Annotated in this window: 20 protein-coding genes and 1 pseudogene; 17 read left to right on the forward strand and 4 right to left on the reverse strand. The window is 61.7% G+C overall.

Annotated features, from left to right (window positions below; all coding sequences use genetic code 11):
- Window positions 1-942: 942 nt before the first annotated feature.
- The 4 genes from AC1Q6Y_RS24785 to ycaC all read left to right on the forward strand — a co-directional run bounded on the left by AC1Q6Y_RS24785 (window position 943) and on the right by ycaC (window position 4,491).
- A complete protein-coding gene (locus tag AC1Q6Y_RS24785; RefSeq protein ID WP_492625362.1) occupies window positions 943-1,356 on the forward strand; it encodes a DoxX family protein in 414 nt (137 codons plus the stop codon).
- On the forward strand, window positions 1,349-1,957 hold the full coding sequence (locus tag AC1Q6Y_RS24790; protein ID WP_154947830.1) for an antibiotic biosynthesis monooxygenase: 609 nt from the start codon (window positions 1,349-1,351) through the stop codon (window positions 1,955-1,957). The genes AC1Q6Y_RS24785 and AC1Q6Y_RS24790 overlap by 8 nt, the downstream gene beginning before the upstream one ends.
- Window positions 1,957-3,795 carry an amidohydrolase gene (locus AC1Q6Y_RS24795; RefSeq protein ID WP_429522069.1) on the forward strand — a complete coding sequence of 613 codons (1,839 nt, stop codon included), beginning with the start codon at window positions 1,957-1,959 and terminating at the stop codon, window positions 3,793-3,795. The genes AC1Q6Y_RS24790 and AC1Q6Y_RS24795 overlap by 1 nt, the downstream gene beginning before the upstream one ends.
- 69 nt (window positions 3,796-3,864) lie before the next feature.
- Window positions 3,865-4,491, forward strand: a complete 627-nt coding sequence (gene ycaC / locus AC1Q6Y_RS24800) for an isochorismate family cysteine hydrolase YcaC (RefSeq protein ID WP_008004800.1) — start codon at window positions 3,865-3,867, stop codon at window positions 4,489-4,491.
- A 122-nt stretch (window positions 4,492-4,613) separates the two neighbouring features.
- Here ycaC and AC1Q6Y_RS24805 read toward each other — a convergent pair whose 3' ends face one another.
- The gene (locus AC1Q6Y_RS24805) at window positions 4,614-6,041 is read right to left on the reverse strand and encodes a mechanosensitive ion channel domain-containing protein (RefSeq protein WP_492625363.1); all 1,428 of its coding nucleotides are present in this window, start codon (window positions 6,039-6,041) and stop codon (window positions 4,614-4,616) included.
- 145 nt (window positions 6,042-6,186) lie between these two features.
- Between AC1Q6Y_RS24805 and AC1Q6Y_RS24810 the strand changes: the two genes are divergently transcribed.
- The gene (locus tag AC1Q6Y_RS24810; RefSeq protein ID WP_218498343.1) at window positions 6,187-7,083 is read left to right on the forward strand and encodes a LysR family transcriptional regulator; all 897 of its coding nucleotides are present in this window, start codon (window positions 6,187-6,189) and stop codon (window positions 7,081-7,083) included.
- Between the two features lie 152 nt (window positions 7,084-7,235).
- Here the strand turns inward: AC1Q6Y_RS24810 and AC1Q6Y_RS24815 are convergent, their stop codons facing one another.
- From AC1Q6Y_RS24815 to gspG, 3 genes are all read right to left on the reverse strand, one after another.
- Entirely contained in the window at window positions 7,236-7,727 is a 492-nt protein-coding gene (locus tag AC1Q6Y_RS24815; protein WP_492625364.1) for a hypothetical protein, read from the reverse strand.
- A gap of 173 nt (window positions 7,728-7,900) precedes the next feature.
- The gene (locus AC1Q6Y_RS24820; RefSeq protein WP_154862394.1) at window positions 7,901-9,088 is read right to left on the reverse strand and encodes a type II secretion system F family protein; all 1,188 of its coding nucleotides are present in this window, start codon (window positions 9,086-9,088) and stop codon (window positions 7,901-7,903) included.
- A gap of 14 nt (window positions 9,089-9,102) precedes the next feature.
- The gene (gspG, locus tag AC1Q6Y_RS24825; RefSeq protein WP_057715501.1) at window positions 9,103-9,537 is read right to left on the reverse strand and encodes a type II secretion system major pseudopilin GspG; all 435 of its coding nucleotides are present in this window, start codon (window positions 9,535-9,537) and stop codon (window positions 9,103-9,105) included.
- A gap of 196 nt (window positions 9,538-9,733) precedes the next feature.
- Between gspG and AC1Q6Y_RS24830 the strand changes: the two genes are divergently transcribed.
- The 12 genes and pseudogenes from AC1Q6Y_RS24830 to AC1Q6Y_RS24885 all read left to right on the forward strand — a co-directional run bounded on the left by AC1Q6Y_RS24830 (window position 9,734) and on the right by AC1Q6Y_RS24885 (window position 20,746).
- Window positions 9,734-10,342, forward strand: coding sequence for a transglycosylase SLT domain-containing protein (locus AC1Q6Y_RS24830; protein WP_057715500.1), 609 nt, complete (start codon window positions 9,734-9,736; stop codon window positions 10,340-10,342).
- A gap of 472 nt (window positions 10,343-10,814) precedes the next feature.
- The gene (locus tag AC1Q6Y_RS24835; RefSeq protein ID WP_492625365.1) at window positions 10,815-11,471 is read left to right on the forward strand and encodes an SCO family protein; all 657 of its coding nucleotides are present in this window, start codon (window positions 10,815-10,817) and stop codon (window positions 11,469-11,471) included.
- Window positions 11,459-11,815 (forward strand): annotated as a pseudogene (locus AC1Q6Y_RS24840) (thioredoxin domain-containing protein); the annotation flags it as partial. The gene AC1Q6Y_RS24835 and the pseudogene AC1Q6Y_RS24840, both read left to right, overlap by 13 nt.
- A 9-nt stretch (window positions 11,816-11,824) precedes the next feature.
- On the forward strand, window positions 11,825-13,375 hold the full coding sequence (locus AC1Q6Y_RS24845) for an ABC transporter substrate-binding protein (RefSeq protein ID WP_492625366.1): 1,551 nt from the start codon (window positions 11,825-11,827) through the stop codon (window positions 13,373-13,375).
- A 364-nt stretch (window positions 13,376-13,739) separates the two neighbouring features.
- Window positions 13,740-14,273: a response regulator gene (locus tag AC1Q6Y_RS24850; RefSeq protein ID WP_057715495.1), complete on the forward strand. Its 534-nt coding sequence runs from the start codon at window positions 13,740-13,742 to the stop codon at window positions 14,271-14,273.
- Between the two features lie 83 nt (window positions 14,274-14,356).
- A complete protein-coding gene (locus AC1Q6Y_RS24855; RefSeq protein WP_090454707.1) occupies window positions 14,357-16,063 on the forward strand; it encodes a GspE/PulE family protein in 1,707 nt (568 codons plus the stop codon).
- Window positions 16,044-16,847 (forward strand): hypothetical protein, encoded by an 804-nt coding sequence (locus AC1Q6Y_RS24860; protein WP_057715493.1) that lies wholly within the window; start codon window positions 16,044-16,046, stop codon window positions 16,845-16,847. Before AC1Q6Y_RS24855 ends, AC1Q6Y_RS24860 begins: the two co-directional genes overlap by 20 nt.
- A gap of 1 nt (window position 16,848) precedes the next feature.
- Window positions 16,849-17,394, forward strand: a complete 546-nt coding sequence (locus tag AC1Q6Y_RS24865) for a PilN domain-containing protein (RefSeq protein ID WP_057715492.1) — start codon at window positions 16,849-16,851, stop codon at window positions 17,392-17,394.
- Complete coding sequence (locus AC1Q6Y_RS24870; protein ID WP_090454711.1) at window positions 17,381-17,929, forward strand: GspMb/PilO family protein; 549 nt, start codon at window positions 17,381-17,383, stop codon at window positions 17,927-17,929. The genes AC1Q6Y_RS24865 and AC1Q6Y_RS24870 overlap by 14 nt, the downstream gene beginning before the upstream one ends.
- The gene (locus AC1Q6Y_RS24875) at window positions 17,929-18,447 is read left to right on the forward strand and encodes a hypothetical protein (RefSeq protein ID WP_349736061.1); all 519 of its coding nucleotides are present in this window, start codon (window positions 17,929-17,931) and stop codon (window positions 18,445-18,447) included. Before AC1Q6Y_RS24870 ends, AC1Q6Y_RS24875 begins: the two co-directional genes overlap by 1 nt.
- A complete protein-coding gene (locus AC1Q6Y_RS24880) occupies window positions 18,444-20,270 on the forward strand; it encodes a secretin GspD/PilQ domain-containing protein (RefSeq protein ID WP_407516118.1) in 1,827 nt (608 codons plus the stop codon). The genes AC1Q6Y_RS24875 and AC1Q6Y_RS24880 overlap by 4 nt, the downstream gene beginning before the upstream one ends.
- Window positions 20,271-20,272: 2 nt before the next feature.
- Window positions 20,273-20,746, forward strand: a complete 474-nt coding sequence (locus AC1Q6Y_RS24885) for a type II secretion system protein (RefSeq protein WP_492625367.1) — start codon at window positions 20,273-20,275, stop codon at window positions 20,744-20,746.
- The last annotated feature ends 1 nt before the right edge of the window (window position 20,747 follow it).

The raw sequence follows: 20,747 nt of genomic DNA on the forward strand, positions 1-20,747 counted from the left end.
TGCTGCGGTAACGGCGGCTTATGGTTTCGCCCTTACGGCGAGTCCCTTTTGGCAAACGCCCCAAAAGGAACCAAAAGGTCTCGCCCCTTACGTACGGCCCCTCGCTTAGGCTCGGGGTTCCTTCGCTGCGGTATTCATCCGGGGGCATTGCCCTCCGGTCGGCTTCGCTTCGACCTACATGCAAATGAGTTCGACTGCGTCGAACGGCGCTGCGCGCCAATCCCCGGATAAACACCTCCGCTCAGCCTGCCGAGGGGGCGGGTGGATCAAGATCAAAAGCTGCAGGCGAGCTAACGCTCGGCCTGATGAGTGGTGAGAAGCGACGCGGTGGTGCGGGATGCTCTGCTTTTTGCTCTTCTGTGGGAGCAAGCTTGCTCGCGATGGCGGCCTGACAGCCGACCACTTTCTTACGAGTGTACCCAGCCCAACTGTAGGAGCGAGCCTGCTCGCGAAGGCAACCTGACAGCCGCCCAATTACTTGCAGATGTACTCAGCACCTGTGGGAGCGGGCTTGCCCGCGAAGGCGGCCTGACAGCCGACCAATCTCTCACAGACATACGCTGATCCACTGTAGGAGCGAGCCTGCTCGCGAAGACGGCCTGCCAGCCGCCCAATCACTTGCTGATGTACTCAGTACCTGTGGGAGCGGGCTTGCCCGCGAAGGCGGCCTGACAGCCGACCAATCTCTCACAGACATACGCTGATCCACTGTAGTAGGAGCGAGCTTGCTCGCGATAGCGGTGTATCAGTCAACACCAATGCCGGATGTAATGCCGCCATCGCGAGCAAGCTCGCTCCTACAGGGTTCTATGTCGTTTGGTCGATCTCGGTCTTCACGCAAACAGAGCACGTACATTCAATTTTTCCTTCCTCCGCCCCGGCACTATCGAATCCTGTCCCGGCGCATTGACGCCGGTGGTTTTTCATTTGTGCGGGTAGGCCATGGACACTTCGCGAAGTGATGATCGGGCGCAAGACTGGGGGCTGCTGTTCCTGCGGGTCAGCGGCGGGTTGTTCCTGTTGTGGGTACATGGCTTGCCCAAGTTGCTTCACTACAGTGCCGAGCTGCAAAACATCGAAGACCCTTTCCACCTGGGCACGAATCTGACGCTGATGCTGGCGATTTTCGCCGAGGTGGTGTGCCCGCTGCTGATCGTCGCCGGGTTGCTGGCGCGTCTAGCGTGTTTGCCTATTCTGTTTTTGCTGTGGGTGTCGATGTTGATCGTGCATCCGCAGTGGACACTCTTCGAAGGCCAGTTCGGCTGGCTGCTGATCGTGTTCACCAGCATTTTCATCGCCGGGCCGGGACGCCTGGCACTCAATGTCCGTTTCGCCGGAGCCTTGCGTTATGTCTGAATCCAATCGCCGTGAGCCGGCAAGTCCGGGGCCTGATGAGGTGGTGACCCTGATCGTCAAGCACCGGGTCAAGGCCGGTTTCGAAGTGCCTTATGCAGCCTGGCTGCGCAACATCGTCAAGGTGGCCGCGCAGAACGTCGGGCACTTGGGCGTGGATGTGGTGCGTGGCAAGAATGCCGGCCTGGACACCTACACCTGCGTGCTGCGCTTTTGTTCGACCGAGGCGATGCAGCGCTGGCTCGATTCACCGCAACGCCAGGAACTGGTCGATGAAGCCGCGCCGATGCTGGCCGATGGCGACCAGACCGAAGTCAATCCGGTCAACGAGTTCTGGTTCTCGCCCCAGGCCGAGGCCAGTACGCCACCGCCGCGCTGGAAGCAGGCCGTGGTGACGCTGCTGGTGATCCTGCCGCACACCTTGCTGGTGCCGCTGCTTTGGGGGCCGTTGTTGCGGCTCAACGCCTTGCTCTCCAATTACGTGGTGGCCACGTTTCTGATCACCCTGACCATCGTGCTGTCGGTGGTTTACATCTTCATGCCCATGGCGACGCGTCTGTTCGCGCCCTGGCTGTCTCCCGCCACATTGCACGAGGAACCGTGATGAACGCCGATCTGATTCTGTTCAATGGTCAATTCCATACCGTTGACCGCACAAAACCGCTCGCCAGCGCCGTGGCGATCAGCGACGGGCGTTTTGTCGTGGTCGGCAACGATGCCGAAGCCATGGCCCTGCGGGGCTCGAACACCCAGGTGATCGACCTCAAGGGGCGTTGCGTGATCCCCGGGCTCAACGACTCACACTTGCACCTGATCCGTGGCGGCTTGAACTACAACCTGGAACTGCGTTGGGAAGGTGTGCCGTCACTGGCCGATGCCTTACGCATGCTCAAGGAGCAGGCCGACCGCACGCCGACCCCGCAGTGGGTGCGGGTGGTCGGTGGCTGGAACGAGTTCCAGTTCGCTGAGAAGCGCATGCCGACCCTGGCGGAACTCAATCAGGCGGCGCCAGACACGCCGGTTTTCGTGCTGCACCTGTACGACCGCGCCTTGCTCAACCGCGCCGCGTTGCGTGTCGCCGGCTACACCCGTGATACACCGAATCCGCCAGGCGGCGAGATCGTGCGTGACGCCAATGGCGAGCCGACCGGCATGCTGGTGGCGCGACCCAACGCGATGATTCTGTACTCGACCCTGGCCAAGGGGCCGAAGCTGCCGCTGGAGTATCAGGTCAACTCGACCCGTCAGTTCATGCGCGAACTCAATCGCCTGGGCCTGACCAGTGCCATCGATGCCGGCGGCGGTTTCCAGAATTACCCGGACGATTACCAGGTGATCGAGCAGTTGGCAAAGGACGAGCAACTGACCGTGCGCATCGCCTACAACCTGTTCACCCAGAAACCGAAGGAAGAGTTGACCGACTTCAAGAACTGGACCGGCAGCGTGAAGCTGCACCAGGGCGATGATTTCCTGCGACACAACGGCGCCGGGGAAATGCTGGTGTTCTCGGCGGCGGACTTCGAAGACTTCCTCGAACCGCGCCCGGACCTGCCGCAAACCATGGAAGCCGAACTGGAGCCGGTGGTGCGCCATCTGGTCGAGCAACGCTGGCCGTTCCGTTTGCACGCCACCTACAACGAATCCATCAGCCGCATGCTCGATGTGTTCGAGAAGGTTAATCGCGACATTCCGTTCAACGGCTTGCCGTGGTTTTTCGACCACGCCGAAACCATCACCCCGCAGAACATCGAGCGGGTGAGGGCGCTGGGCGGCGGCATCGCGATTCAGGATCGCATGGCGTTCCAGGGTGAATATTTCGTCGAGCGTTACGGCGCGAAAGCGGCCGAAGCCACGCCACCGATCAAACGCATGCTGGCCGAAGGCGTACCGGTGGGTGCCGGTACCGACGCCACGCGGGTGTCGAGCTACAACCCGTGGACCTCGCTGTACTGGATGGTCAGCGGTCGCACCGTCGGAGGTATGGAATTGCACGCCGAAGGCCTTTCACGCCTGACGGCGCTGGAGCTGTTCACCCACGGCAGCGCCTGGTTCTCCTCGGAGCAAGGCAAGAAGGGCCAGATCAAGGTTGGGCAACTGGCTGACGTCGCGGCCCTCAGTGCGGATTTTTTCAGCGTCGATGAAGAGGCGATCAAGTGGATCGAGTCGGTGTTGACCGTGGTCGGCGGCAAGGTGGTGTATGGCGCCGGTGACTTCGAGAAGCTCGGGCCGGCCAGCGTGCCGGTGCTGCCGGACTGGTCGCCGGTGGTGAAGGTGCCGGGCCACTGGCGCCCGACTTCGCCGATGCAGGCCCAGGTTCACCATTGCAGCGGCCCGTGCGCGGTGCATTCCCACAGTCATGAACGGGCGCGTCTGTCGAACGCGCCGGTCAGCGATTTCGCCGGTTTCTGGGGCGCCTTTGGCTGCTCGTGTTTTGCCTTCTGACTCTTTTAAAAAAGCGCCGGCCCAACAGGTCGGCGCTGACTGCAACAACCATCCACCAAGGAGTTTCCAATGAGCAACGTTCCGTACAAACGCCTGAACAAAGACGATGCTGTGGTATTGCTGGTCGACCACCAGACCGGTCTGATCTCGCTGGTACAGGATTTCTCGCCCAACGAGTTCAAGAACAACGTACTGGCGCTGGGCGACATCGCCAAGTTCTTCAAACTGCCGACCATCCTCACCACCAGTTTCGACAGCGGTCCGAACGGTCCGATCGTGCCGGAGCTCAAGGCGCAGTTCCCGGACGCGCCGTTCATTGCACGCCCGGGCCAGATCAACGCCTGGGACAACGAAGACTTCGTCAAGGCGATCAAGGCCACCGGTCGCAAGCAACTGATCATTGCCGGTGTGGTGACCGACGTGTGCGTGGCGTTCCCGACACTGTCAGCCATTGCCGAAGGCTTTGAGGTGTTTGTGGTGACCGACGCTTCCGGCACCTTCAACACCACCGTGCAACAAGCGGCCTGGGCGCGCATGTCGGCCGCCGGTGCACAACTGCTGAACTGGTTCTCCGTGGCCTGCGAGCTGCAAGGCGACTGGCGCAACGACATGGAAGGCCTGGCCAACCTGCTGTCCGAACGCCTGCCGAACTATCGCAACCTGATCAACAGCTACACCAAATTTACTGCCAAGTAAGAAGTACACCTGTGGGAGCGAGCTTGCTCGCGATGGCGGCGTATCAGTCGACACACATGTTGACTGACAGAAAGCTATCGCGAGCAAGCTCGCTCCCACAGATTTTTTGTGTGATCACTTGATCAGCGACTCTGCAACCAACTCAAAAACCCACCTTTCCTGACCGCTACCGGTTTGGCCATCAACGCCATCCGGCTGTTCTGCTGGCGCACCGCCTGCAGCTTGTTCAACGCCCGGTCGACTTCCCGCCGTTGCGCCATGCAGTTGCGGGTCAGTGATTTGTCGAGGCGGTAGATGATGCTTGAGGTCATGGCCGTGAACCGTGCCTGGGACGGCGTGTCGGCGAGGATGCTTTGTTCGCCCATGACTTCACTCGGCCCCATGCGCCCGGCTTCGATCTGCGTGCTGCCGTTGGGGACGGTGGCGCTGACCACGCCGGTGGCGATGACGAACAGGCTGTCCGGTACTTCATCCAGATCCAGCACCACCTCACCGGCCGCGTATTGCTGCGCCACCATGTTCTGGGCCAGGTGATCCCGTTCCTCGGCGCTCAGGGAGCGAAATATTTTCACTTCATCGAGCAAGGCCCGTGCGCGGGTCGACGGCTCGATCACGCCATCGGGTTGCCGGGAAATGCCCGCCGCTTCAAGGTGCCGATGGGCCAGGTCGAACAGTTGATTGCGTACTTCACCCTTTTTGCCCAATTCGGCGATGAAGCCGCTGGCCACGTATTCGGACATGGTTTCGCCGGCCTCCTTGAGCACGGCTTTCGGCGCCGGATCGAGCAGCAGGCTGCTACTGCCCTGAAGGGTGCGGTCCAGGGCATCGAGTACCCGACGCGGGCGGATGTGGTTGGGCACCTGAATGCTGATCGACACGCCGTGCATATTGAACGGGCGGCTGAGATTGACGATCTTTGCCTTGGCCGCCACCGAGTTCGGCACTACAGCGGTGCTGCCGGCGCTGGTCAGCAGGTGGGTGGCGCGCCAGTCGATGTCCAGCACCTTGCCTTCAATACCGTCGATGGAAACCCGGTCATCGACCTGATACGGCTTGGTGGTATTGAGCACGATGCCGGAGAACACGTCGCTCAAGGTGCTCTGCAATGCCAGACCCACCACGATGGCGACGACGCCGGAGGTCGCCAGCAAACCTTTCACCGGCAGCTCCAGCACGTAGCCGGCGGCGGCCACCACGGCAATCAGGAACACCAGTGCACCGATGACATCCTGCAACAGCCGGCCGCTATGGCCGATGCGCCGCATCAGGGCCAGGCCGATCACTTCGGTCAGCACCCGCGCGGCGTACAGCCACCAGAGAATCCCCAGTGCCGTGGCCCCCAGTTGTGCCACGCGATCATCGGCAAACAACGGCGCCTGCAACGGGCTGACGCCGGCGTTGATGAGCACCGCGCTGAACAGCACAAACAGCGCCAGGCGCACACCGACCCGGCTGACGCGATGCTTGAACGGCGCGAGGTGCCAGAGCAGGGCGTCGATGGCCAGCAGCAGGGTGCTCAGTGAGAGCAGGTGACCGAGGAGAAAGGACATGGGGAAACTCCATTTAAATGCTTGAGGCAAACAGATCGCAGATCCTTCGGGGAAGGTGATTTCAGTGCGGTGAACGAAGATTAATGGTGTGCCTGAAAGGGAACAAGCGGCTATAAAGTGTTTGACTGTCAACCGGGAAGTGACAATGAACCCATTCGAAGATATGCGTATTTTTTGCCAGGTCATGGACTCCGGCAGCTTCACGGCGGCCGCCGATCAACTGGGGCTGTCCAAGCAGTTTGTCAGCCGCCGCTTGATGCAACTCGAAGAGCGCCTGGGCGTTCGCTTGCTCAATCGTTCGACCCGGCGCCTGGATGTCACGCCGCTGGGGCAGAGCTATTACGAGTCAGCCTTGCGCCTGCTCAGCGAAGTCGAACAAGTGGAGCAGGGCATCGCCGGCCAGACCACCGAGCCACGGGGGACCATTCGTGTGAGTGCGCCGCTGTCGTTCGCGCTGGCGCATCTGGGCTGCCTGTTGCCGGTGTTTTTGCAGCGCTATCGCGACGTGACGGTGGAGATGGATTTGAGCGATCGTCCCGTGGATTTGCTCGGTGAGGGCTACGACCTGGCGCTGCGCATCGGCACACTGGAAGACTCGACACTGATCGCCCGACGCATTGCCTCCATTGAGCGGGTGTACTGCGCAAGCCCTGCGTACCTGACCGAACGCGGCACACCGCTCAAGCCTGAAGATTTGCACGGTCACGACTGCCTGCCGTACGGCCATGGTCGACAGGTGCAATGGCGGTTTGCAGGGCAGGGCAAGCCATTGAGCGTCAATGTCAGCGGGCGGATGCGGGTCAACAACGGTGAATTGCTCAAGGACGCGGCGATTGCCGGGCTGGGGATCACGTATTTGCCAACGTTCATTGTCGGCTCGGCGTTGAAGGATGGACGGCTGGTGGAAGTGCTGGAGGATTTTCGGCCGGAGCCGCTGACGTTGTCGGCGGTCTATCCGCAACACCGGCAGAGTTCGCGGCCGGTGCAGGCGCTGGTTGAGTTCTTGCGCGAGGAACTGGATCAGTCTGAGGGTGGGTTGTAGAGCGGCGGATTGCCTGACTCACATCGGCCACTGTGGGAGCGAGCTTGCTCGCGATGGCGTCCTGTCATCCAACATTGAAGTCGTCTGACACTCCGCCATCGCGAGCAAGCTCGCTCCCACAGGGTTTTGTGTTGCATGGGAATCAGTGGGAATCAGCTCCTTTTGTCATCACCGGGCTCGGCATGGACACCGCGGTCATCACCGGGCTCGCCATTGGCATGGACGCCATGATCGTCGCCGACTTCACCGGACCGATGAACGCCATGGTCGTCCCCGGGTTCATCATGGGTGCCGCTGCGTCCTGAGGACGAGACCGATCCGGAGTGGCTCGAACCGCTGTTGGCACTGCCATGGCCACTGTTGCTGCCATGGTCGCCACTGTGGCCGCTGCCGCTGTTGCCACCACTGCCGCTTCCACCATGACTGCCGCCGCCGCCACCGCTGCCACTGCCGCCGCCACCACCGCTACCACCACCGCCGCCACCGTGACTGCCGCCACCACCACTTCCGCCACCACCGCCACCACTACCCCCATCCTTGGCCTGAGCACTGGAAACTCCAGACAGACTGTCCGGAATCAATACGGTAGACGCCGACAGAACCGCGCCAATAGCTACTGCCAGTAAAAGCTTATTGATGAGCATGTCGTTCTCCGTCCTTTAATTCAGATTGGAACCTTGATGAACAGTGTAATGTGCTGATTTTTTCCCCGAGGGAACTTGATGAACAGTTCAGCGCACCGATTTATTCGGCGGGAAAATTGAAAAAGAGTGCAGCGTTCAGCCGGACCCGCGTCTGAAGGGTCAGTTTCAAAGAGTCAGTGAATGCTCGAGGCCAGCTCGAAAATCGGGATGTACATCAGAATCACGATCACCCCGATCAACAGACCGATGAAGGTCATGAGCAAGGGTTCGAACAGCCGCACGAACCATTCGATCCAGCGGCTGATTTCTTCGTCGTAGAAGTCGGCGCTGCGCTCCATCATCTGCCCGAGGTTGCCGGACTGTTCGCCGGCTCGCAGCAGGCGCAGGGACACGGGGGTCACCAGGTGATTGAGTTCCAGCGCGGCAGAAAGTGATTGCCCCTCGCGCACCCGGTCGCAGGCCTGGTCCAGGCGCGTGCGGGAGGCGACGGTGAGCAGGCCACGGACCATGCCCATGGCGGTGACCAGGGGAATGCCGCCTTGCAGCAGAATCCCCAGTGAACGGTAGAAGCGCGCCAGTTCATACATGAAGATGCGCTGGTGCACCGCAGGGAGTTTTTCGATCAGGTGGTCCAGCCCCCGACGAAAGGCCGGCTGGCGCTGGAGCAGGGTGAGGGCGACGATGATGGCCAGCAAGCCACCGAAGAATTCACCCTGGTGGGCGTGCAGGAACATGCCGCTGCTCATCAGGATCTGCGACATCCAGGGCAGGTTCGACCCCAGTCCTTCAAACACCAGGCTGAAGCGCGGCACGACATACCCCATCAAAAACAAAACCACGCCACCGCCCACCACCAGCAACAGCAAGGGGTAGATCGACGCGCTGATGATCTTTTGGCGAACCTCGTCCATGCGCTGGCGATAGCTGACATAGCGGCCCAGGGCATCGCCCACGGCACCGGTCTTTTCACTGGACTGCACCAGCGCCACGTACAACGGGGGGAAAACCGCCGACAGCTGGCTCAGGGCCTGGGAAAACGATTTGCCCTCGTAAAGCAGGCGGACCAACTCGTTCAAGGTCTTGCGGGCCTGTGGCGCGTTTTCCTTTTCCGCCAGGCTTTCCAGGGCATCGATCAACGGTAGGCCGGCGTTGAGCAGGGTGGTCAGTTCCTGGCTGAACAACACCAGGTTGAACGTCTCGCGCTTGTGCAGGCGCAAGGCGCGCCAATGTCGTTCGGCGTGCAGGCTGACCACCCGCAGGCCCTGATCTTCGGCGATGCGCCTGGCTTCGCTGTGCCCCGGTGCCTCGACGGTCATCGAGACCACACCGGCCTTGCCGACGGCCTTGAGATGAAAGCGCATGGTCGCCATTCCCGTCAGTTCCAGTTGGTGACTTCGGCGTTCTCGCCTTCGCCACCGGGCTGCCCGTCCTTGCCCATGGACAACAGGTCGTACTCGCTGTTTTCACCGGGATAGCGATAGGCGTAGTTGCGCCCCCAGGGGTCTTGCGGGAGTTTTTTCTGCAGGTACGGGCCGGTCCAGCGCGGTTCGTCGGCGGGGGCGGTGACCAGCGCCTGCAAACCCTGTTCGGTGGACGGGTAATGGCCAACTTCCAGACGGTAAAGGTCCAGTGCCTTGCTCAAGCCTTCTATCTGCGCCTTGGCCACTTTCACTTCGGAGCGGCCCAGTTGGGCGAAATACTTCGGCGCCACGATGCCGGCCAACAGCCCCAATACCACCAGCACCACCAACAGTTCGAGCAAGGTGAACCCGCTTTGGGTTCGCCGGGCATAACACAGTCGCTGATTCATGATGACCTCATAACAGTCGGCAGCAGAGTTGCCATGTAGTTGCATGCAATTGCCATGCTCACGATTGCTGACCCTTGCGCGCCCCCCTTGCTACGGGCCTTCTCGCTTACGGCACAGTGCTTGCGTATGGCTGGTGCACGACTGGCCATTGGGGCAATACCCCCAATTTTCGGGGCCGGAAAGGGGAGGTATAACAATGAAGACACTCACCGCCGGATTGCTGGGTTTCCTTGTGTTGGCCAGCGCCGCACAGGCCGATGTGTTTGTTTCCGTGGACGCCAATGGCGGCTACGTCCTGTCCAATGTCCACCGCCCCGGACGCCACTATGAACGGGTGATTCGTGAGCCCGATGCGCCGGTGGTCAGCCTCGATCAGCAACCGCAGATGATCGCCGCGCAACCCTATGCCGAGCTGGTGGCGGCGGCGGCCACGGCCAACGAACTGCCGGCGGCGCTGCTGCATGCAGTGATCAAGACCGAATCGAGCTACAACGCCCGCGCCACCTCACCCAAGGGCGCTCGCGGGCTGATGCAATTGATGCCCGCCACCGCCCGCGAAATGGGGGTGACCAATGTCTACGACCCCAAGGCCAACATCCAGGGTGGCGCCCGCTATCTCAAGCGCCTGATGACGATGTTCGACAACGATATCCGGCTCGCCGTGGCGGCCTATAACGCCGGCCCGCAAGCGGTGCTCAGCCGGGGCAACGTGGTCCCGCCGTTCGCCGAAACCCAGCGTTATGTGCCCAGTGTGCTGAAGCAGTATCGGCGTTTGCAGGGGTTGCCCGCGGATGCGCCGCTGTGATCGAACACCCGGGGAAATTTCCCCAATAGTGGGGAATAGTGGCCCCGGCGAAAAAGGGGGGGGATTGGGTGGGGAATATCCCCCGGCCTATCAAGTCGTGATCATAACAAGCTGATTAATAACGTATTTTTTTGTGGCATGCGGATTGCTCCGGTCGATTTATCGAGAAGTGTTCCCCCGATAACCCGCAGCGAGGCCCGAGTCCATGATCGGCATATCCCACGCTTGGTCCTTGATTGATTTGCTTACCCCCCCTGTGGGAGCGAGCTTGCTCGCGATGACTGCTTTCCAGTCGCCAACGATGTCGATTGTCAGTCCGCTATCGCGAGCAAGCTCGCTCCCACAACGGGGCGGGTAAGACAGGTACAGATCGGTAAAGAGGAATGTTGCTGAAAACAGGACCAACCCTTGTCCGGCGTCGTGCCGGGATTTCGGGTCAGTCCCGGTGATACCCACTAACGAGGAAACCGACATGGACCGATTCGCGCATTGCGGCCTGCTGACGTTTTGCCTGTTGGCCTTCGGTATCGACCAGGCGCTGGCTCACTCGGCGGACGAGCACACCGGGCACGACACGGCGGCCAGCACCGCCAGCCCGGAGAACGCCCGGATCAGATTTGCCGACGTGGCCTTGCTGGACCAGAACGGCAAGGTCGTCAACCTGGAAAAAGACCTGGTCAGCAACAAAATCGTGGTCATGGGTTTCATTTACACCCGTTGCACCACGGTCTGCCCGGTGATGTCCTCGATCATGGGCAGGGTACAGAAACATTTGGGCGCGCGGGTCGGCACCGAGGTGCAATTGGTGTCCATCAGCATCGACCCGCAGCGTGATGATCCCCAACGCCTGAACGACTACGCCCGCACCTTCCAGAAAGGGCCGGGCTGGAGCTGGCTGACCGGTTCGCCGCAGGCGGTCGATGCCACCCTCAAGGGCCTGGGTGTCTACAGCGGCAACTTCGAGAACCACTCGCCACTGATTCTGGTGGGGGACGGCAACAACCGCTACTGGACCCGCTACTACGGTCTCACCGAACCGACAGAGCTGGCCCGGGCCGTCGAGAGGCTCAGAGGCGAACGCAACGCCCACGCCAAGCACACCGCCATCGCCATGGAGCACCAGCCATGAGCGCCTTCGACAGGAAAACCTGCTTCCCCGACATACCCGTGCAGGACCAGAACGGCAGCACCTTTATCTCCCTTACCAGTGATCCGCTGCGCAACACGCCAGCGGTACTCAAGGCTTGCACCTTGAAACAGGGCATCGATGGGCCCCACTGGTTTTTTCTTACCGAAGACAAGGTGCAAATGGACCTTGTATGGGGTCGCATCGACCAGATCGTGCCGACCCCCTTGCAGCACTCCACACGGTTGATCGTCGGTGACGCGGCGAACAAGCGCTGGAGCAAAATCCGTCCCGCCGACATTGCCCAGCGCTTACAGTTGCTGACAATGCCCGTGGCCCGTCGCTGAGCCACGGCCATGAATACTGCCCTCGTCCTTGGCCTGCTGCTCTTCGGCAGCATCGCGCTCACCGCCCAGGCGCTGCCGCTGAGCCTCAGCGAAAGTGCCGGTAAACGGTTGTACCACGAAGGCGTGTCGGCCAGCGGCGAACCGATCATGGTCCGGGTCGGCGCAGCGGGCGTGCTGCTGCCGGCCACCCGCCTGCCGTGCGCCAATTGTCATGGCGAGGATGGCCTCGGGCGCCCGGAAGGCGAGGTGCGACCGCCGGACCTGCGCTGGTCTCGACTGGCCAGCAGTCAAGGCCAGCAGCACATCAACGGCCGCAGTTATCCGGCCTACAGCGAAATCACCCTGGCGCGGGCGGTGCAGGAGGGGCGCGACCCGGGCAACAATCGGCTCGATCCGACGATGCCACGGTTCGTGTTGTCGATGATCGATCAACGCAACCTCACGGCGTACCTCAAACACCTGGCCGAAGACCGCGTTCCGGGACTGGCCCCCGACAGTCTGCACCTGGGTACGTTGTTGCCGGGATCCGGCCCCTTGGGCGAAGAGGGCATCACGGTGGCGGCGGTGCTCAATGGCTGCGTGGCGCGAATCAACGAGGCGGGCGGAATTCATGGCCGGCAGTTGCGCCTGACCATCCTCGACCCCGGTGCCGACCGCGCCAGTGCCGAAAAGGCGCTGGACCGGTTGATCAATGAAGAGCAGGTGTTTGCCCTGATCGCACCGATGGCGCCGGCATTGGACCTGAACTTCGCCATGCGTCTGGAACAGGCCGGCATTCCCCTGATCGGGCCGCTGTCCTTGCAGGGCACGCTCCACACCAGCCCGCAGATATTCGAGCCACTGCCGGGCCTTCGCGACCAATTGATCGCCCTGGCCAACTACGCCAGTACGAGCCTGCGGGTGCTTCAGGGGCCGACGCTGATCGCCTATCCGGACGAACCCGGCCAACGCCTGGCGGCGCAGGAACTCAGCAAGTACTTGCAGGGGCACGCCTGGCAAAAGGTGCGCCTGCAAGCCTATGACCCGGCCGGGGATGATTTTCCCTTGGGGTCGCGCTCGGTGTTTTACCTGGGCAGCAGCAGCGGCTTCAGTCGTCTGGCCGAGCGCTTGCAAACGGCGGGGCAGGTGCCTTACCTGTTCGCCGCCTCGAACCAGGTGGCGGGCAATCTGATGCAGGTGCCCAGCGGATTTTCCCGACGGGTATTCCTGGCCTATCCGTTCGTGCCAAGCGACTGGACCCAGGCCGGGCGCCTGGCCTTGACCCAGTTGCGCGAACACCAGGGCCTCGGTGGCCAGCATGCGGTGCTGCAAGTGGGCGCGTTCAGTTCGATGATGCTGCTCAGCGAAGGCATGAAGCAGGCCGGGCGCAATGCCAGTCGCGAGAAGCTGGTCAGGGCCCTGGAAGGCTTGCGTGACTTCGATACCGGGCTGACACCGCTGATCAGCTTTGGTCCGGGCCGGCGCCTGGGCTTGAGCGGTGCCCATATCGTCACGGTGGATCTGCCGGACCAGCGTTTCTATTTGGTCGCACCCTATAAACCTATTGCTGCCACGCCCTGACCGGAGGCCGATCATGAAACTCGATACCGCCCGGTGCAGACGCTTCCACTGGCGAAACCGCAGGGCTACGCTTAACCGGGATGAGGGCGTCGGCGCCATTGCGCTCGCGCAATCGAATCGAACGGATTGCCGATCAATAGGGGGTTTCCCCAACAGTGGGGGGAAAAGTCCAGTGCTAATCACGTCGCTTTCCCCGTTTTTGGGGGATGGAACTGCGCTACGAAATGGCATTGTTTTTTAAATTCAAGGACATGAAGTCCTCAAATTACCGGTGCCCAGCCTGGCATGAAGTGTGCGTTAGTCCTGTCAGGACGCGCACTCCGTCAGGTTCAAAATCCGGACCTGCGGTTTCAAGGAGTCCACCTTGTTGAATAAAGTACTGGTTGTTGATGACGAACAGTTGCTGGCGGAGAACCTCCAGGGTTACCTGCAGGCGCAAGCACTGGAAGTCCGGATTGCCCACGACGGTGCGAAAGGAATCGCTGAAGCCGATGATTTCGCACCCGATGTGATGGTGTTCGATTACCGCTTGCCCGATATGGAAGGCTTTCAGGTGCTCGATGCCGTCCGCCAGAACAGGAAGTGTCATTTCGTGCTGATCACAGGGCATCCAACCGCAGAGGTTTGCGAGCGGGCCCGGCAACTGGGTGTCAGCCATATCCTGTTCAAACCGTTTCCATTGGCGGAATTGGCCCGTGCCGTGCTTGATCTTCTGGGCAGGCAACGCGAACCCAAAGTGGGGGTGAGCACTTCCGAAGGCTTTGTCGAACGACGCCAGAGCAGGACCGAGAGTTTCCCGCTGCAGTTGTACGACGGTAGCTGGGTGCTGGCAGATCGCCGAAAAAATACATCGGCCTCCAAGGCGCCAGACGACGAACAGTTGCTCACCGGGGAGTAGTGGCGCGACAAGACGTTCCGGCCTCCGCCGAATGGCTCGCCGCGCCGACAGGGCCCAAAGCCCCGGGCGTAGGAGAGCAAGCCATGGACCGTCTATCCTTTGCCGTAGAACCGGCGCAACCGGAATGTTCACCGACTCGTTTTACCAGTGAGCAACTGGCCCAGGCCCGAGCCCTGGCCACCAGTTCCGGCGAGCGGATGCTGGACGCCCTGGGGCGGCTGTGCGCACTGGCTCCCATGCCTTTCATTCAATGCCTCGGCGTAACCCTGCACTACCCGGTGCTCGACACCGACAGCCTGTTCAATTCCACGCCGGTGTTCGACCGGGTGACCCTGGCCCAATGCCTCAAGCGCGAATTCACCCTGTTGCGTCACAACGATGCGGTCATCGGAGTGTTCGCCGACCCCTTCGACAGTGCGCGCCTGGCCTGGATCGATGAGTGCCTGCAAGGCGCGCCGCTGTACCTGGTGCATGCCGATGACCTGAAGGCCTATCTGGCGCGTCACGAAGAAAGCTTCCATGCGGTGGAGTCGCTCAACGCCCAGAGCGACGCCGGCGCCGAAATCGATAACCTGCAAAGCCTGTCCCTGACCAGCATCAGCGAAGATTCCAGCGTCGTGGTCAAACTGGTCAACTCGACCCTGTACGACGCGCTGAAAATGCACGCCAGCGACATCCACCTCGGCACCACCGGCAGCGGTCTGGTGATCAAGTACCGGATCGACGGCGTGCTCAACAACATCAGCAAAATCCAGGGCAGCGAGTTCGCCGAGCAAGTGATTTCCCGGGTCAAGGTCATGGCCGAACTGGACATCGGCGAAAAACGCGTGCCCCAGGATGGTCGCTTCAAGATCGGCATCAGCGGCCGGCAGATCGACTTCCGGGTGTCGATCATGCCGAGCATTTTCGGCGAAGACGCGGTGCTGCGGGTACTCGACAAACAGGACCTGGCGGACAAGGTCTGTGGCGTGCAGTTGCAGGCCCTGGGCTTTGAAGAAGAAACCCTGCGCCAGCTGCGCCGGCTGGCCGCCGAACCCTACGGCATGGTGCTGGTGACCGGGCCGACCGGGAGCGGCAAGACCACTACCCTGTACGCGATGATCACCGAGATCAACCACGGCGTGGACAAGATCATCACCATTGAAGACCCGGTGGAATATCAACTGCCGGGCGTGCTGCAAATCCCCGTCAACGAGAAGAAAGGCCTGACCTTCGCCCGGGGCCTGCGCTCGATCCTGCGCCATGACCCGGACAAGATCATGGTCGGTGAAATCCGCGACCCGGACACCGCACAGATCGCCGTGCAATCGGCGCTCACCGGTCACCTTGTGTTCACCACCATTCACGCCAACAACGTGTTCGACGTCATCGGCCGTTTCACCCAGATGGAAATCGATCCCTACAGCCTGGTCTCGGCACTCAATGCCGTACTGGCCCAGCGTTTGATCCGCCTGGTCTGCACCAGTTGCAGCAGCCCCTACAGCCCGACGCAAGAAGAGCTGGAGGTCTCGGGGCTTGATCCGCAAAAGGTCGCTCACTACCGGTTCGTCCACGGCAAGGGCTGCGGGCATTGTCGGGGTACCGGTTATCGCGGGCGTAGCGCAATTGCCGAGTTGCTGCACCTGGACGACGAATTGCGGCAAATGATCGTCGAGCGCCAACCCATTTCGAAAATCAAGGCGCACGCCTGTAAACGTGGCTTGCGCCTGTTGCGCGAGTCGGCGCTGGAGATGGTGGAACAAGGCCGGACGACTCTCGAGGAGATCAATCGTGTCACTTTTATCTCGTGAGCAATTTGTCGCCGTGCTCGGCGCAAGCGGTGTTGGCCTGGGGCAGCGGCAAGGCGCTGCAACCCACTGGCTGGGCAGCGTCGGCTACATTGACGAAGGCTTCCAGGCCTGGACGGTGGCCCTCGATACCCTCGACCGTTTGTTGGCCGAACACACCGTTGCCAGGGCGGAACTGACGGTGGTGATCTCCGGGCACTTCAGTCGCTATTGCCTGGTGCCCTGGAGTGAGCAGATCAGTAGCCCGGCCGAATTGCTCGGCTTCGCCCAACTGTGTTTCGAAGACCTCTACGGTGCCCCGACACAACCCTGGAGCCTGGTGCTGTCGGCCGAACCCGCCGGTTACGACCGCATCGCCACCGCGCTGCCACAGGACTTGCTCGAACGCCTGCGCGCCCTGGTCAGGGCTCGCGGTTTGCGCTTGCGTTCGGTACAGCCGTACCTGATGACGGCGTTCAACCATTTCGATAAAAGCTTTGAGGCCGGGGATTTCCTGTTCGTGGTCGCCGAACCGGTGCGCAGCGTGTTGCTGCTGGCCAGGGAAGGGCGCTGGACCTCGGTGCGATCGGTGGGCAGCAGCGACAGCGATGCGGCGCTGACCGCGTTGATCGGTCGAGAACACCAGTTGCAGGCTTCCAGCAGCGAACGGCCGTTGAATGTCTACCTGCATGCACCGGCGCGCATCGATTCCCCTCCTGACGTGCCTGGTGTGCATCTGCGCACCCTCGAAGAAGACCGGACAGCCGTACGCGATTGCCTGTACCTCATGTCTCGGGCGGTGGCCTGACATGCGCCCCCTGATGCTCGACTTTCAGCCGCGCCGCCGTGCAGGCCCCTTGGGCTGGAGCCTGCTGGCCGGTGGCGTGGTGCTGACACTGACCTGCCTGCTGGTGCAACAGCACCTGAGCCACGAGGCCGAACAACAGCAAGGTCATCTGCAAATCACACAGCGAGTGCTCACCGGCGATACCGGCAGCAAGCTCAGCCTGACCCCGGCGCAAATTCGCGAACAGGCGCATAACCTGGCGGAAATGCGCAAGGTCTCCCAGCAGTTGCGTCGCCCTTGGGAACGCCTGTTCGCCACCCTCGAAGCCATGCCGCGGGACAACATTGCTCTGCTGACCCTGACCCCGGACGCCCGCAAGGGCCAGGTGCGGATCAGCGCCGAGGCGCTGGACCTGGACGCCATGCTCGATTTCCACCGCCGTCTCGAAGCCAGCGACGAGCTGTCCGACGTATCGCTGCTGAGCCACGAAATTGTCGCCAACGTGCCGGAACACCCGGTGCAGTTCAACCTGTCGGCTACCTGGGAGATCGGCGATGCAAATCCATAAATTGATCGTCCACGAATACCTGCAAGGCCTGGGCGTTCCGGGGCTGGCAGGGATGGCCATGCTGGTGCTGGCGCTGAGCTATGGCCTGGTGGGGTTGCTGCCGAACTGGGAGTCGCTGCAAAGCCTCAGCCAGCAAACTCGCGAAGCCACCGAGTACCTGGCCAAGGTCGAAGACGGCAGCGTGGCCGCGCCGGTGGTGCCGCAGCGCCAGCTCGACGATTTTCGCAGCAAGTTGCCGTCCCAGCCCCAGGCCACCGTGGCCATCGACAAGATCTACGCCCTGGCCGCCCAGGAACGCATCACCTTGTCCCGGGGTGAGTACTCCCTGGGCGTGGACCCCAAGACCCACCTGGCCCGTTATCAGATTCTGCTGCCGGTACGTGGCAGCTATCCGCAACTGCGGCGTTTCCTGCACGCCTTGCTCGGCCAGTTGCCGGCGGTGGTGCTCGAGGATGTGGAGCTACAGCGCAAGAATATCGCCGATACCGACCTGACCGGGCGGATCCGCATGACCCTTTACCTGTCGAGGTCATGATGAATACCAAACGAGTGTCGGGTTGGGTGGCGTTCTTCGGTGTAGCGGCTGCGCTCGCCTGGCTCCCCGAATACTTCAATCAGACCGGCGACAGCGACCTTGCGGTGGCCACCGTGGCTACGCCAGCCAAGGGCAAGACCCCTGGCGCATCGACGGCTGCATCGAGCGCCGCTGCGCTGGCGCCGATCAAGGACCTGAGCCCGGCAGGCGACCTGTTCGCCGCCCGCAGCTGGATAGCGGCGCCGGCCCTTGGCACCGTCACTGAACAACCGGTAGTCGTTACTCCTGTGGTGCAAGTCCCCACTGCACCACCGTTGCCCTTCCAGTTTGTCGGCAGGCTGGATGACCGTTCCGATCTGCAGGTGTTTTTGCAGAGCGGCGAAAAAATATACGTCGTGCGCAAAGGGGATGTCATCGACGAAACCTGGCGGATCGAGCGGATTTCCGATAAGGAACTGAGCCTGGTCTACCTGCCTCTGCATTTGGCGCAGACCTTGTCTGTGGGGAGTACGGAATGAACAAATCCCGTTTGCTGATGAGCCTTTGTCTCTGCGCGGGGCTGGCCGCATGCAGTTCGGCGCAGGTTGCCAGGGATGAAGCTTCGGCCCTGATCGAATCGGGCCAGTATGAAGCCGGTCTGGCGCGCATCGAAGAGGGATTGCGGGAAAACCCTCGCGATACCGAACTGCACATGGCTCTCAACAGCGGACGGGCCCGCGCCGTGACGGCGCTGCTGACCCAGGCCGACATGGACCGCACCCAGCGTAATTTCGCCGGGGCCCGCATGACTTACAGCCGGGTCTTGAACATCGAACCGAACAACCGCCGTGCCCAGGATTCCCTGCGCCAGCTCGACTACCTGCGCAGCATGGATGAGAAACTCGAACTGGCCCGTGGCGACCTGCGTCGCGGTGACATCTACGGTGCCGACCGCCAGGTCAGACAGATTCTCGAACTGGACCCGAAGAACGAAGGCGCCCTGGAACTGCAAGGCAGCATCCGCCTGGTGCAGAGCCGCAACGTGGTGCAGTACCCACAACTGCGCACGCGCCTTGACCGGCCGGTGACCCTGGAATTTCGCGATGCCAACCTCAAGACCATTTTCGAAGTGCTGTCCCAGGTCGCCGGCCTGAACTTCATCTTCGACAAGGACCTGCGCCCGGACATGAAAGCCACGATCTTCGTACGTGACGTGCGTATCGAAGACGCCGTGGATCTGTTGCTGCAACAGAACCAGCTGCATCAGAAAGTGGTCAATGAAAACACCGTGCTGATCTACCCGGACTCGCCGCAGAAACTCAAGGATTACCAGGAGCTGGTGATGCGCACCTTCTACCTGACCAGCATCGATGCCAACACGGCGTTGAACATGATCAAGACCATGCTCAAGACCCGCGATGTGTTCGTCGATGAGCGCCTCAACACCCTGACCATGCGCGATACCGGTGACGCGGTGCGCATGGCGGAAAAACTCCTGCAATCGCAGGACCAGTCCAACCCGGAAGTGGTGCTGGAAGTGGAAGTGATGGAAGTCGCCCGCCAGCGCATTCTCGACCTTGGCCTGCAATGGCCAAACACCTTCGGCGTGGTCAACAGCGATGGGTCGGCGGTGACCCTTCTCGATCAGCTCAAGGGCATCAACTCCGGCCGTATCACGATCTCGCCATCGCCCCAGGCCAAGATCAATGCCCAGGACAAGGACATCAATACCCTGGCCAGCCCCGTGATTCGGGTCAGCAACCGCGAACAGGCGCGCATCCACATCGGTCAGCGCGTACCGATCATCAGCGCCACCTCGGTGCCTTCGACCCAGGGCCCGGTGATCACCGAAAGCGTGACCTACCTCGACGTCGGTCTGAAGCTCGAAGTGCAGCCCATCGTGCACCTGAACAACGAAGTGGCGATCAAGATCGCGCTGGAAGTCAGTAACGCCACGCCGCTGACACCGACCGCTCAGGGCACCATTCCGGTCCAGGTCGATACCCGCAACGCCCAGACCACCTTGCGTCTGCATGACGGCGAAACCCAGATCCTCGCCGGTCTGGTGCGCGACGACCACGGCGCCACCGGCAACAAGATTCCCGGCCTTGGCGACATTCCCGGCCTGGGTCGCCTGTTCGGCAGCAACAGGGACGACGTCATCAAATCCGAACTGGTGCTGTCGATCACCCCGCGGATCGTGCGCAATCTGCCGTACCAGAGTCCGTCGGACATGGAATTCCCGACCGGTACCGAAACCAGCATGCACATCCAGGCACCGGACCGTTCGATGAGCACCACGGTTCAGGCCAACCCCATGACCGCCCCGATCGCCACCACCGTTACCGTCGGGAAGCCTTGATCATGAACGCCTCGCAACGCGGTTTTACCCTGGTCGAAGTCGTGGTGACGCTCGCCCTGGTCGGCCTGCTGGCCGGCATGGCCGCACCGTTGACCGAGACCGTGGTGCGTCGGGGCAAAGAGCAGGACCTGCGAACCGCGCTGTACCAGATCCGCGATGCCATCGACGCTTACAAACAAGCCTTCGACGCGGGCTACATCGAGAAGTCGATCGACAGCAGCGGCTACCCGCCGAACCTGCAAGTACTGGTCGAGGGTGTGCGTGACACGCGCAGCGCAAAGGGCGCCAAGTTCTACTTCCTGCGGCGCATCCCCCGTGACCCGCTGGCAGCCGTCAAGCGTGACGACGAGGGCGGCTGGGGCCTGCGTTCCTATGACAGTTCGGCTGAGAACCCGCGCGAGGGCCAGGACGTCTTTGACGTTTACTCCAAGGCCCGCGGCAAGGGCCTCAATGGCATCGCCTACCGAGAGTGGTGAG

Source organism: Pseudomonas sp. GW823-FHT06E10 (assembly GCF_058794995.1).